This is a genomic window from Ruegeria sp. D1(2025), assembly GCF_056536425.1.
The window spans coordinates 13595-27061 of the sequence record NZ_JBQFPO010000007.1 but is presented as its reverse complement, the minus strand read 5'-3'; the positions used below and the strand labels follow the sequence as shown (position 1 = coordinate 27061).

At 57.3% G+C, this 13467-nt stretch carries 11 protein-coding genes and 1 pseudogene; 6 read left to right on the top strand and 6 right to left on the bottom strand.

The genetic code is table 11. From position 1 onward, the window contains the following. Nucleotides 1–16: 16 nt before the first annotated feature. From ACR1XU_RS15930 to ACR1XU_RS15910, 5 genes and pseudogenes are all read left to right on the top strand, one after another. Nucleotides 17–682: a TRAP transporter small permease gene (locus tag ACR1XU_RS15930; protein ID WP_480908184.1), complete on the top strand. Its 666-nt coding sequence runs from the start codon at nucleotides 17–19 to the stop codon at nucleotides 680–682. Further along, nucleotides 682–2040, top strand: a complete 1359-nt coding sequence (locus ACR1XU_RS15925) for a TRAP transporter large permease (RefSeq protein WP_480523284.1) — start codon at nucleotides 682–684, stop codon at nucleotides 2038–2040. The genes ACR1XU_RS15930 and ACR1XU_RS15925 overlap by 1 nt, the downstream gene beginning before the upstream one ends. 11 nt (nucleotides 2041–2051) lie before the next feature. Further along, nucleotides 2052–2831 (top strand): IclR family transcriptional regulator, encoded by a 780-nt coding sequence (locus tag ACR1XU_RS15920; protein WP_480523282.1) that lies wholly within the window; start codon nucleotides 2052–2054, stop codon nucleotides 2829–2831. Nucleotides 2832–2886: 55 nt separating this feature from the next. Continuing rightward, a complete protein-coding gene (locus tag ACR1XU_RS15915) occupies nucleotides 2887–4545 on the top strand; it encodes a tetratricopeptide repeat protein (RefSeq protein ID WP_480908181.1) in 1659 nt (552 codons plus the stop codon). A gap of 249 nt (nucleotides 4546–4794) precedes the next feature. Further along, nucleotides 4795–6207, top strand: a pseudogene (locus ACR1XU_RS15910) (CHAT domain-containing protein). Nucleotides 6208–6775: 568 nt separating this feature from the next. On the opposite strand, the gene ACR1XU_RS15905 reads toward ACR1XU_RS15910, so the two are convergent. From ACR1XU_RS15905 to dctP, 3 genes are all read right to left on the bottom strand, one after another. Beyond that, complete coding sequence (locus tag ACR1XU_RS15905; protein WP_170807514.1) at nucleotides 6776–8068, bottom strand: TRAP transporter large permease; 1293 nt, start codon at nucleotides 8066–8068, stop codon at nucleotides 6776–6778. Then, on the bottom strand, nucleotides 8065–8679 hold the full coding sequence (locus ACR1XU_RS15900; RefSeq protein WP_170611438.1) for a TRAP transporter small permease subunit: 615 nt from the start codon (nucleotides 8677–8679) through the stop codon (nucleotides 8065–8067). Before ACR1XU_RS15900 ends, ACR1XU_RS15905 begins: the two co-directional genes overlap by 4 nt. An 81-nt stretch (nucleotides 8680–8760) precedes the next feature. Continuing rightward, complete coding sequence (dctP, locus tag ACR1XU_RS15895; RefSeq protein WP_170611440.1) at nucleotides 8761–9765, bottom strand: TRAP transporter substrate-binding protein DctP; 1005 nt, start codon at nucleotides 9763–9765, stop codon at nucleotides 8761–8763. Nucleotides 9766–9942: 177 nt separating this feature from the next. Between dctP and ACR1XU_RS15890 the strand changes: the two genes are divergently transcribed. Then, nucleotides 9943–10152 carry a hypothetical protein gene (locus ACR1XU_RS15890; RefSeq protein ID WP_480915633.1) on the top strand — a complete coding sequence of 70 codons (210 nt, stop codon included), beginning with the start codon at nucleotides 9943–9945 and terminating at the stop codon, nucleotides 10150–10152. Here ACR1XU_RS15890 and ACR1XU_RS15885 read toward each other — a convergent pair. Genes ACR1XU_RS15885 through ACR1XU_RS15875 form a run of 3 tightly spaced genes read right to left on the bottom strand, consistent with a single transcriptional unit; the run spans nucleotide 10149 to nucleotide 13447 of the window. Continuing rightward, nucleotides 10149–11165, bottom strand: a complete 1017-nt coding sequence (locus ACR1XU_RS15885) for a histone deacetylase family protein (protein ID WP_480908179.1) — start codon at nucleotides 11163–11165, stop codon at nucleotides 10149–10151. The genes ACR1XU_RS15890 and ACR1XU_RS15885 overlap by 4 nt on opposite strands. 9 nt (nucleotides 11166–11174) lie before the next feature. Further along, the gene (gene kce / locus ACR1XU_RS15880; RefSeq protein WP_480908177.1) at nucleotides 11175–12104 is read right to left on the bottom strand and encodes a 3,5-dioxohexanoate:acetyl-CoA acetone transferase; all 930 of its coding nucleotides are present in this window, start codon (nucleotides 12102–12104) and stop codon (nucleotides 11175–11177) included. Between the two features lie 2 nt (nucleotides 12105–12106). Next, nucleotides 12107–13447 (bottom strand): aminotransferase family protein, encoded by a 1341-nt coding sequence (locus tag ACR1XU_RS15875; RefSeq protein ID WP_480908245.1) that lies wholly within the window; start codon nucleotides 13445–13447, stop codon nucleotides 12107–12109. Between the last annotated feature and the right edge of the window lie 20 nt (nucleotides 13448–13467).

Genomic DNA, 13467 nt, shown 5'->3' with positions numbered 1-13467 from the left:
TGGGAGGACGGGGTTCATGTCATTTTGGACCGATGTTGGCGCAATATTCAGCGCCATTCTAAGCCAGGATTCGTTCGAGATTCAGTCTGCGCTGCAGTCTGACGCAACATGGGTGGTAGGGACTGTGGTCGCTGCCCTGGGCGGTCTTATCGTTATGGCGATCTATCGAAAGGTTCCCTTCATTGAACGCCAACTGGAACGGTCGGTCATGGTCTATTCCTATCTGGCCATTGCGCTGATCATTTTCTGGGGCGTGATCGACCGCTTTGTGTTCAACGATCAGGAGCCGTGGTCCACAACCATTCCGCCGCTGCTTTTCATGGTGATGGCGTGGTTCGGCGCGTCCTACAACGTTCGCCTGCGCACGCATCTGAGTTTCAGCGAATTCCGCACCTCGATGCCGCGCGGCGGGCAACTGGCCTGTCTGATCCTGGATGCGATCCTGTGGTTCATCTTTGCGGTGATCGTCATCGTAACAACATCTCGGCTGGTGGCACTGTCGGCTTCGAACTTCCAGATCGTGCTTGGCACCGACAACGTGATGCAGTGGTGGTTCCTGCTTGCAGCGCCACTGTCGTTCTTTCTGATGGTCGGCCGCGTGTTTCAGAATCTGGCGGACGATTTAAACAACTGGAAAAACGGCGAGCCCTTGATCAAGCAAGCCGTGATTGGGGCGGACTGATGGCAGACGGAACCTGGGTTACATTGATTTCACTGGGCGTGACGTTCTTGTTCATGCTGGGCGTGCCGGTCCTGCTGGTAATCGGCTATTGGGTCATAGGCTGTTCATTTGTTCTGGGTCTGACACTCGACAACATGGGGGCCGAGCTTCTGAATGTGTTCAACAAGGGCTTTGCCCTGCTGGCGATGCCGCTGTTCATTCTCACCGGCGATCTGATCAACAAATCGGGCATCGCACGACGGCTGAGCGATTTCGCATATGCCTGTCTGGGCTGGATACGCGGGGGGCTGGCGATGGCCTCGCTTGGCGCATGCGGGCTGTTCGCCGCGATTTCGGGCTCGAACTCGGCGACGACGGCAACAATCGGATCGATGCTGCACCCCGAGATGGTCAAGGGCGGGTATGACGAACGGTTCAGCGCCGCCACGGCGGCGGCAGGCGGCACGGTCGGGATCATCATTCCGCCGTCGATCATTTTCATTGTCTATGGCTTCCTTATGAACCTGCCCATTTCCGAACTGTTCGTTGCCGGCATCCTGCCCGGTGCGCTGATGGTTATCGGAATGCAGGTCGCTTGCTGGATCATCTGCCGTATCAACGGCTGGGGCCATCTGATCCCGCTGCAACTGAACCGCGTTCTGAAAACCGCCTTTGGTGCCTGGCTGGGTTTCTTTGCAATCGGGCTGGTGCTGTGGGGCATCTACACCGGCAAATTCTCTCCGACCGAAGCGGCGGGTGTGACCGTCGGCTTCTGCGTCATCGCCGGTCTGGTGAGCTATCCGATCAACCGCATCATGGGTGCGCGCGACGACATTTCCCCGACTGACAAGAGCTATGCGGAAATGATGGTCGTCGAAGGGTTCACGATCCCGGAAATCCCATCGATCGTGATCCGTTCCGCGCAAATTACAGGGATCCTGGCACCGCTGATCGCTATTTCGGTCGTCATGCAACAAATCCTGTCGCTGCTCGGCGCGCAGCAAACCATCGGGGATTTCGTGACTTCGATGGGCGGGTACCATGCGGTGCTGTTCACCTCGATGGTCATCGTCTTTTTCTCGGGCATGGTGCTGGAGAGCCTTCCGGTGACCATCATCCTCGCACCGATTCTGGCCCCCATTGCGGCATCGGTCGGCGTAGATCCCATCCACTTCTCGGTGATCTTCCTTGTCGGCGCATCAATCGGGTTCATTACGCCGCCATATGGCCTGAATCTTTATGTCGCGTCAGGCGTAACGGGCGTGCCCTATTTCCGGCTGCTGCGTTACACCGTTCCCTATCTGATCGCGCTGCTTTCGGTCTGGATATTGGTGTCTCTGGTGCCTGATCTGGCCTTGATCCTGCTGCCAAACAAATAGAATGTAAGGGGATGGTCGACACGGACACTTCGGAACGAGAAATTCAAATACCGACAAATCTGCGATTGCTTCTCATCCTGGAAGAAGTCGCAAAGCGCGGCGTTGCTGTTAAACCGGCCGACCTGATCGACACCCTGGGGCTGGCGAAACCAACAGTTCACAGGCTGCTGCAAACAGCCGAAGCGGAAGGGTTCTTGCAGCGCGATCTGGACGGACGCTCGTTCGGGCCCGGTCCACGTCTGCGCAGGTTGTCCGTCAACACAATGTCTGCTGAACACCTGCGCACCGCGCGTCTAGCAATCCTGCGCGGGGTTGCGGACGAAATCGGAGAGACCTGCAACCTTGCGATCCCGGATCGCGAGGGGATGATCTATCTGGATCGGGTCGAAACCAAATGGCCGCTGCGCATTCAGTTGCCGATCGGCACCCAGGTTCCGTTCCATTGTACCGCCAGCGGAAAGATGTATCTGTCCACCCTGCGCAAGGCCACGCTGGACGGCTTTCTTTCAGCCCGGAAGCTTCTTCCGCAAACCGAGCGGACATTGACGGACCCCGAGACCCTGCGCACCGAGATCGGGCACATTGCGCAAAACGGGTATTCCACCGACAACGAGGAATTCATGCCGGGAATGGCCGCCGTCGCCGTGCCTGTTACCGACGATCAGGACAGGCTGGCCGCGACACTGTCCGTTCACGCACCCACCCAACGCCACGATCTTGAAAGCTTGAAGAAATTCCTGAACACCTTGCAGGATGGGGCGGACAAGCTCAGAAGGCTGCTCTTGTCCTGACCAGTCCGCCGCGGGGCAATGGACTAATCACTTCAAAACGCTACACTCTCTGTCCATGTTGCGTTTTGGTTTCGTTGTTTCACTTGTCATTGCATTTTCCGTTGTGTGGTCCGGGCCACTGATTTCACAGTCATATGCAACCGACCGACCGCAAGATGCACTGACCGTACAACTGGCAAATCAGGGACGTTATGCCGAGGCCGAAGCGCTTTTGCGCAGAACTCTGGCGCAGGACCGTGCGAACCTTGGGCCAACCCATCCGAATACGGTCGACACAACCGAAAACCTGGCCGTTGTGCTGGATATTCTAGGGCAACCCGATGAAGCGGAACCGTTGCATCGCTTGGTTCTTCAGACGCGCCGCAAGCATCTTGGCCCAAACTCACCCGCCACACTTCGGGCCATGAGCAATCTGGGAACCACCCTTCGGGATCTCAACAGGTTTCAAGAAGCGGTCGAAATACTCGACGCGTCAATCGCAGAGTCAAACATTACCCACGGCGAGACGGCGCCCGAGACATTGGCCCGCATGAACATGCTGGGCCATACCCTGTTGCGCGCCAATCAGCCAGAGCGGGCCGAGCAGGTTCTGAGACGCGCGGTGGAACTAGGCGGCCAAACGCTTGGTGAAGACAATGCCGAGGTCCTGTCCTGGTCCGTCAATCTGGCTCTGGCACTGGACACAATGGCGCATTTTGAAGATGCAAACGCCTTGAACGCGAGAATTATCGCTGGCCTCAGTCGCCGGCAGGGTCCGACTTCACCCAGAGTTCTGACGGCCAAGAACAATTTTGGTTTCAGCCTCATGAGTCAGGGCCGGATGCTTGAGGCTGTTCCGTTGTTTACCGAGGTTCTGAATGCGTATGAGCAAACCCTGGGGTCTCAACATCCTCAGACAATGACGGCGCGGATCATGTTGGGAAACGCTTTGTCCAAACTGGGCCGAGGGGACGAAGCACTTGCGTTGCGCAGGCGGGATCTGGACCTCATGATCAGCTCGGCAGGCCCGGAGCACGTCTATACGGTTCGGGCGATGCGAAACTATGCCAGCGCGCTGGAGGCGGTTGGGCGGTTAGCGGATGCCCAAACCATCCGCCAACGCGTTTTAGCGATTTCCCGGAAAACCAATGGCGAGCGTAGCGAAGACACGTTGATTGCCATGAACGATGTTGCCCTCGACCTGATGGAAAGCGGTCAGGTTGCGCAGGCAAGGGAGTTGATGGAGCGCGCCCTTGATGGATTTGTGGGATTGTACGGGGCTGCTCATCCCCGAACGGTAGAATCCGCCATAAACCTTGCGGCCATTCAAGCACAGGCCGGAGATAGCGAAGCCGCCATCGCTTTGCTGCGTGACATCCGCAAACATCTTGGTACACACCCGCATTTCGGACCGGTTGAGGAATTGCGGTTGGCGTTCAATCTGTCTTCAACCCTTCACGATGCCGGATTGCCACTTGAAGCAGCACAGGAGCTTGAGGGGATGGTTCCCAAAGCGGACACCGTATACGGCCCGACGTCAGTCAGGCCACAATTGTTCCGGTTGCGGTTGGCCGAATCCTCTCTGGCTTCGGGTTCGTTCCGCAAGGCACTGCACTTGTCCCGTCACGCCCATTCCGTCTTGGCAGATCGATTGCGCCGCACCGGCAACCTCACCGCCGACGAACAGCGGGTTGCGCTGGAACAGGCCTCTCGCGCGGCGTGGGCTTTTATTTAGGCGTCCTGGGCGGTTTCCCAACAGACGGATAGAGCCGAGGCTGACCAGCTGGCGCGGGATGCTTTCGAGGCAGCACAAACGATCGGGCTTGGGCCTTCGGCCTTTGCCATATCGCGGGCTGCCGGGCGCATTGCGGCAGACAATGCCCGCGTCGAGCCCTTTTTGAACGACTGGATTGGCGCCAAACGCGATTTGGCGGCATTTGAGATCAAGTCCGTTGCCGCCGCATCCGGCGCAGGGACATCGATAGTGGCCGCGCCCGATACGCTTGATCGGCTGACGGACAGATTGGATAGAACAACGCAGGCCTTGCAGAATGCCTTTCCCCCTTTTTTTGACCTGATAAATCCGCACGTGGTCCGGGTGACTGATTTCCTACCGGGTGGCGTTGCCGAACTTGATGACGACGAGGCGCTGATCCTGATCGTTCCGGAAGGTGGGAATGATCGTTCAACGCATTTCGGACCCGGTTTTGTCTGGGCCGTAACCCGTGAAGGCGTCACATGGTCCCGATTGGAATTCGATGCAACTGAGCTGGAAGCCCGAGTCTCGGCCCTTCGCCGTTCCATCAACCCAAACGAGGAGTTCCTTGTCGCGGCACGCGCACCCATTAACCCCACCGGTTCCACGCGACAGGACAGCACACGCAGGTTTGACATTGAACTGGCCCACGGTCTGTTTCTTGACCTGTTCGGCGCACCGGAGATTTCAGAGACAATCGCGCCGAAGAAGCGGTGGCTGATTGCCCCGCAAAGTTCGCTGCTGAGCCTGCCATTCGGCGCGCTGGCGACCGCCCCTCAAAAGGAATTCGGGTCCGTGGCGGAAACCCTTCGAAATACGCGCTGGCTTGGCGTCGAACGCGCCCTGAGTGTCATTCCGTCCCTGCAACTGGTGTTGCGAGACAATACGCGCACCACGGCCCGGGCAGACACACGCGTCAGTTATGTCGGGTTCGGCGACCCCGATTTCCAGGGGACACCCGAACCCCTGCGGCTGGAGACCCGCAATCTTCACAGATCGGCCCAGGATCCGCGCGAAGGGTTGAAAAACCTGCCAAGATTACCCGGAACGCGGACCGAGATCCTGTCGCTGGCATCGCAGTTTGGGGCCGGTGAACATTCCGTTTTTCTTGGATCTCGGGCCAACGAAAGTGAACTCTGAAAACTGGACGCTTCCGGGCAATTGCGCCAGACGCGCGTTCTGCATTTCGCAACGCACGGGCTGATATCCGGTGATTTCGACAATCTGGACGAGCCTGCCCTGGCGCTTTCGCCCCCGCCTTCGCCGGGCAGCCCCAAGTTTGGCGGACTTTTGACCGCATCCGAGGCGGCCACGCTGTCCTTGGATACAGAATGGGTTCTTTTGTCCGCATGCAACACCGCGGCGGGGGCAAAACCGGGGGCGGAAGGGCTGTCCGGGCTGGCCCGTGCATTCTTTTTTGCCGGTGCCAGGAACCTCCTGGTGACTCACTGGCCGGTTCGGGATGATCTGACATCCCGCCTGATCACCGAGGTTGTAACGCCCTCGACCGACCGGGTCCGCAGCGAAGCACTGCGTCAGGAAATTGAGGCGCTGATACAGGACACCAGCGAAGATCACCGCGAACGCCCGTTGGCGCATCCCGGGAACTGGGCTGGCTTTCAACTGGTTGGTGCCGGTTGAACAAATCCGCTTTCACAGCCATTCGAAAAACACTGAACACAGGTCTTGGCCGTTTTCCTGCCGTTGCATATCTGTGGCAGTGACCTACTCGTTAGGCAAAGCGTGGAGCAACCCCTGTTGGCCGTCAGATCCTGCAACCAAGTCATGCCCGCGACGCATGCCGGACATGCATTGCACATACTTATTTTTCATAGGTTTTAGGGATAGATGCAGAAACAAGAACTTCTGTCCCTGAAACACTTGGAATGACACGATGACCAAAGAACTACGTGAAACCGTACACTATGTCAGCTTTGTTGTTGCCGGGCTGGCATTCATTGCCGCACTCTCGATCCTATTTTACAGCTAATCGGGCAAAGCGGCCTAAAGACAGGCATCACTTTCGAATTGTCTGAAAGCCGGAGGAACACTCCGGCTTTTTTATTGGGCTTGCGCCATTGAACCCGGTGTTCTCAGCGGTGCCCATGTGAGGTCAGGCAGTCACACCCTCACCGGAAACGGCCGCTCTGAAAAAAAGGCACCCGAACCCGCACGGGTCGGATGCCTTTTTTGGATTTTGAGTGTCGGATTACCGGCCCAGCAACAGGTCCGGCAACCACAATGCCAGTTCAGGAATAAACGTGGTCAGCATCAGTGTCGGCAGCCATGCAAACACGATGAAGATCAAAGTCGGCCACAGCATCTTGGCAACCGGCGTGTCGCAAACCTGCGCCCCCAAGTACAGCAGCGGCGCCGTGGGCGGCGTGATGTTGGCCATACCAAGATTGACGCCGATGATCGCGGCAAAGTGGATCGGATCCACGCCCACGCTCTGCGCAATCGGCAGCAGAATCGGCGTGGACAGCAGCAGCCCCGAGATATCGTCCATCAGCATGCCGATCAGGATCATGACGACATTGATCATCAGCAAAATCACGACCGGGTTGTCCGAAACCGAATAAACCATATCCTTGGCCATCTGCGGCGCGCCCTGCGAGATCAGGTTGTCTGATACGATCAACACCATGAAAATCATCACCATGACCACCCCGATCGTAACACCCGAAGTCTGGATGGTCTGGGCCAGGGTTTTCCAGGTCAGGCCGCGATAGAAGTAGATTGCCACGGGAATCGCGTAAACAACGGCGATACCAGCGGCTTCGGTCGGTGTCATGATACCGCCGTAGATACCGCCCAGGATGATGATCGGCATCATCAGCGCCGGACCCGCCAACCGACCCTGGCCCAACAATGCAGGCATGAAGGGATTCGGGCGCTCTTTCAGTTGGATATCGTCATACTTTCGCAGCATGAACTGATTGGTGATGATCAGCAGCGTGATCAGGATGATCGCGGGAATGACCGTCGACAGGAAGCACTTCAGCACGTGTTGCTGTGCGACCCAGCCGTAGAGGATGTGCGATGAACTGGGCGGGATCAAAAGGCCTAGGGGGCTTGCCGACACAATCAGGGCCGCGGATTGCCCTTTCGGGTAATTCGCCTTTTTCAGGTGCGGCATCATGATGCCGCCGATGCAGGTCAGGGTCGCATTCGCACTGCCCGAGATCGAGCCGAACACGCCGCAGGCCAGCACGGAGGCCGCGTTCAGTCCACCCTTGATGTGGCCAATGAACATTTCGGCCAGCGCCACCAGAGGCGCCGCAATTCTGCCTTTCTCCATAATGCCACCGGCAATCATGAAAAGTGGAATCGCGAGCAGCACCAGAGAGCGGATCCCCGTCGCTCCGGTCGGCAGATATCCTGTGATGGATTGATCTCCCACCATCGCGATAAAGATCAGGACGGCTCCGAACGCCACATAGACGCTGACACCCAGCAGGAGCATCAGGCAGACAATAACAAGACTTCCGGCGATAATCATTTCGCGGCTCCCTTAAGAATTTCAGAGCGCAACGGAAGCCCGAGCCCCTTGCGGATATGAACGTAGAGATATGCAGCGGTGAACATCGCCATGAAGCCAAAAGAGCACATGATCGCAATGCGCCAGGAGACGAACGGAATACGCAGGACCGGAGTAGATCGCAGCCGGGGGAACGAGAAGTCGTCAAGCAGCGAGACGTAGCAGGCGTAGACCATAAAGAGGATCACAAGAAGCTCGACCAACAGCACCACAAACCCGCGCCACCAGATCATCCGGGGATTGTGGATCACGATACCCAGAATATCGGCGTTGATATGCAGATTGCGGGCAGAGGCCAGAACCGCACCGGCAAAGAAGCCGATGATCGAGAAGGCCAACAGCCATTCTTCATAAGCGAACAGGTCGCCGCCGAAACCGTATCGGATTACAACAACAGCGCCAAAGGTGAAGGCCATCAGGAAGCCGCAGGCCATAACGATTTGTCTGCAAACAAACGCGATCACTTTCATGGGATACCCGATGACGGGCGGCAATTCGTCGGTAACTTTCTGCGGTTTATCGGCGTCTTCGTCGCCAACCCATCTCGTCATGTCATCGTCTTCTATCGACATGTCTGTCCCCGCTTTTTGTTTTTTTGTCAGGTATTAGAAAAAGGGCCGGCAAGTTTGCCGGCCCACCTGGGTTTCAGACTATCAGTTTTTGCTTGCAAGCAAACGGTCAATCACATCCTGACCGACGCTTTGCGCCATCATGGGCCAGATGTTTTCCTGAATGTGGGCAGCCATTGCGGCCTGCTCTTCCTCGTTCAGGGATAGGATAGTATAGCCTTTTTCGATCAACTTCTCACCAAAGGCCGCATCGTTGTCGCGGTTATACTGGAAGAAGTCGTCGGACGCCTTGGTCATTGCGGCCTGCAATGCCGCCCGCTGCTCGTCGTTCAGCTTGTCCAGCGTGCGCTGCGAGGCATAGAACGTGGTCAGTTCCGAGATCGAGTTGTACTCTACGAAATGCGTGCCGACATCCGACTGCGCGAAGATCGAGTAGGTTGCCGTCTTGGTGCAGCAGATCGCGCCGTCCACGATACCGGACTGGATCGCGGGGAAGATGTCGCCCCATGCCATGGTCGTCGCCTTGTAACCAAGTGCTTCCACCATGGCTTTCACAGCCGGAGACGACCAGACGCGAATGTTCATGCCTTTGTCGTCAAAAGTGTTCCAGTTGGTCGGCTCCTGCGTGGCCACGATGCCGACAAACCCTTCGGGGTTCTGGGCCATCACGCTCACACCATACTCGTCGGTGATTTCCTGCAGGATTTTGTTATATTCGGAATCCATGTTGCGCATGATGTTGTTCATGTCGTCCCAGCCACCCACGAGGAACGGCATCGACAGGAACTCCAGGCGCGGGTCGGTGTCGGCATAGATAAAGGCCGCCGCCAGATCGATGTTGCCGCGGGCCACGTCTTCAAACAGCGCCTCGCCCGAGCCCAGCTGGTTTGCGGGGAACACTTCGATCTTCAGACCGACGTTTGCCGCCGCGACGTCCGCCGCAACCTGTTCCATCATCTTAGTACCCTGATGGTCGATTGGGAAAACACCGGCAAACCGCAAAGTCATATCTTCGGCGAAAGCAGCGGTGGCCATCAGCGCGCTGGTGGCGCCAATGACCAGCCCCTTGGCCAGTTTGTCGAATTTCATGAGAATTTTCCTCCCTTTGGGGTTTTTGCCCTTGAACACCGGGCTTTTAGAATCGTTTTGGCCAGCAGCATCGCCACGTGGCCAGTTCTTAATATTTTGTTATCACTAAAGCTGGAATTTATCATCTGCAATTTGTTTTTGCGAATCTTTTTCGATTGAAACATCTGAGAGGCGAATTTGGCCGACGAAAAACAGTTTGATTTCAACCCTGTGGATGTAAGTCCACCGACAATTGTTGCAGGCCCACGCGTCGCCGGTGGATTTGAACTGAAACCCGAACAGCTATGGATCGCACTCATTCGGACCACTCCATTGGCACCGGACGTTGCAACAATTGCAGATCGTCATCTTGCTGAATCCCCCCGGGCGTTTCAACATCAACCTTAGTAACCGGACAGAAATGCGTTCAGATTTTCACCCAGTTCATCGCAAAGATAGCCCCCCTCCTGCACGATGACGGTCGGAACGGCCAACTCATTCAGCTTCTCCGCAATTCTGGTGAAGCCCGGCGTTGATACCGCCAGCCCGCCAAACGGATCACCTTCGAAAGCGTCGAGGCCCAGCGCGATCACGACAGCGCCCGGCGCAAAGGCCCGGACATGTTCAAGCCCGCTTTCCAGCCCTTTCATGAACCCGTCATCCCTGGTTCCGCGTGGTAGGGGAACATTGAGGTTATAACCAAATCCGGCGCCCTCGCCGCGTTCATGCTCGTGGCCCCAGAAGAATGGATAGAACCGGGCGGGATCCGCGTGGATGGAAAGCGTGAAGACGTCACTGCGTTCATAGAAAATGCCCTGCGTACCGTTTCCATGGTGCAGATCCACATCGATGATCGCCACGCGGTCATGCTGCTTTCGCAGGTATTGCGCCGCGATTGCGCTGTTGTTGAGATAGCAAAACCCACCCGCCAGATCGCTGAAACAGTGATGCCCGGGCGGGCGGCACATCGCATAGGCGACATCGTCGCCTTCGCTCACGGCCTGCGCTGCAGAAACAGCGCAGTTCGCAGACCAGCGCGACGCTTCCCAGGTGTACTCTCCGATAGGACAGGACATATCCGCGATGTGATATCCCGCTTGCGCCACGGCGGATAACGGATAGCTCGCCGTGCGGCGGTCGGGATGAATGTTCGGGAAAATCTCTGGCGCCGCATCCGGAATACGTTGCCAGCGCGGGTAAACCGTCGACAGAAACTTCAGATAGGCCGGAGCGTGGACCGCCGCAATCGGACCCAGGCCATGATCCTCGGGGGCCAGAATGTCATGCCCGCCTGTCGCGACCCCATCCAGAAGCCGTTCCAGCCGTTCAGGTTTTTCCGGATTGGGCTGCATGAGGCCATTCACCAGAAATCCCGAAGGAAAGTGTTGGCGCTGTTTTTCCTGATCAACAAAGACTTTCATGCCATCCCCCTAAAACGCGACCTGATCCGCGCCTTTTAGCCCCAGTGTTTCGCGTACATCCGTGGGTGTTGCGACATCGAACCCCAATTCTTCGACAATGCGTCGAATTTTCTGCACCTGCTGCGCATTGCTTGTGGCCAGTTCCCCTTTCGCGATCATCAGGTTGTCTTCCAGCCCGACGCGCACGTTCCCTCCCAGCACCACGCTCATTGTCCCCAAAGGCATCTGCTGGCGCCCGGCAGCGAGAACGGAAAACTGGTACTGATCACCCAGCAAACGGTCCGCGGTTGATTTCATGTGCATCAAGTTCTCGGGGCTGGCATCCATGCCGCCAAAGACACCCATGACAAACTGAAGGAAGACGGGTGCCTTGATCCGTTTTTTCCGAAGATAGTAGGCGACGGTCTGGATGTGACCAACGTCGTAGCACTCCAGCTCGAACCGTGTTCCGCACCCGTCCCCCATCAGCGTGAAAAGACGCTCGATATCATGAAACGTGTTCTTGAAAACATTGTCGCGAGAGTTTTCCAGAAATGGCTCTTCCCAGTCGTGTTGCCAGTCCGAGAAACGTTCGCGCATCGGGAAAAGACCGAAATTCATTGACCCCATGTTGAGCGAACACATCTCGGGCGACAGTTGCGACGGAGCGGACAGGCGCTCTTCGATCGTCATCTGCGAACTACCACCTGTCGTGATGTTGATGACCGCATCTGTAGCCTGTTTGATGCGCGGCAAAAACTGCCGGAATACGCCGATATCCGCGCTTGGCTTCCCGGTTTCCGAGTCGCGCGCGTGAAGATGCAAAACCGAGGCCCCTGCTTCGGCTGCCCCGATAGCCGCAGTCGCGATCTCATCCGGTGTCACCGGAAGATACGGGCTCATGCTGGGGGTGTGGATCGATCCCGTGACCGCACAGGTTATGATGATTTTTCTTGTCATACTCAGCTCTCCAGCCCGGCTTCCCGCGCAAATACGGAAAGGCTGTCATCCAGAATGTTCAGAATGTCGCCAACCTGATCTTCGGTTACGATCATCGGCGGGCAAATCAGGAAATGATCCCCTTCCAGCCCGCCCCTGGTCCGGCGGGAATAGGTGATCAGACCCCGGTCGTAGCAGATGTCCACAAACCGGGAATACGCATCCAGTTGCTTGGGAAGAGGCGTCATGCTTGCGCGATCCGAAACCATTTCAAACGCCATCAGCAAACCTTTGCCCCGCACATCGCCGATGAAGGAATAGCGCCCCATCAACTCGTGCAGCCCGGCCATCAGAACACCACCCATCCGGGTCGCGTTCTCAAGCAGATTCAGACGTTCGATTTCACCCAGCACGGCCAGACCCGCGGCGCAGGCCAGCGGGTTGCCTGCATAGGTGTGACCATGCGCAAAACCGCCAGCGGCCAGGACGGCGTCCACCATCCGTTCGTCGGCAATCATCGCGCCCAGCGGCGCATAACCGGCGGCAAAGCCCTTGGACACGGCGGCCAGGTCCGGACGAACATCCCAATGTTCGGACGCCATGAATTTGCCCGTCCGGCCAACGCCGGACATGACTTCGTCCATGATCAGAAGGATACCGAATTCGTCGCAGATTTCCCGGATGCGGCGATAATAGCTGTCCGGTGCAACCAACGCTCCGGTCGACGCGCCACCCACCGGTTCCATGATAAAGGCCAGCACGGTCTCTGGACCCTGAACGATGATCTCATCTCTCAGCATCTCGGCGTATTTCAAACCGCGCGCGTCATCGGACAGGTTGTCATTGTCCAGATAGCAACGCGGTGCCGGGATTTTTGGCATGTCCTGAAACATTGGCCGAAACACGTCTACCAAGGGCCCGTACCCGGTCAGTGCAAGCGCACCCAAGGTGCTTCCGTGGTAGGAAGGGAACCGCGAAATCACTTTCCAGCGGTCCTGCTGCCCGGTGGCGACCGCCCATTGCCGCGCAAACTTCACGCAGGATTCAACCGCTTCTGAGCCACCGGACACAAAGAAGACCCGGTTCAGACCGTCCGGCATGCGCGCAGCGATGGCCGACGCCAGGTCTTCGGCCGGGGCGTTTTCGAAATGGAGCCTGTAAGCGAACGTGGCGCTGTCCATTTGCGCCTTCATCGCAGCCAGAACGTTCGGGTTCGAATGTCCGATATTGCTGACCATCGCACCGGATGAGCCATCAATGTACCGTCGGCCTTCCGTATCCCAGAAATAGATCCCCTCGGCTCGGTCGACCTGAGGCCGCCGGAGACGGGATTGATAGAACAAATTCGATTTCTGCACTGACAGGCCTCCGAGAATCCCTGAAC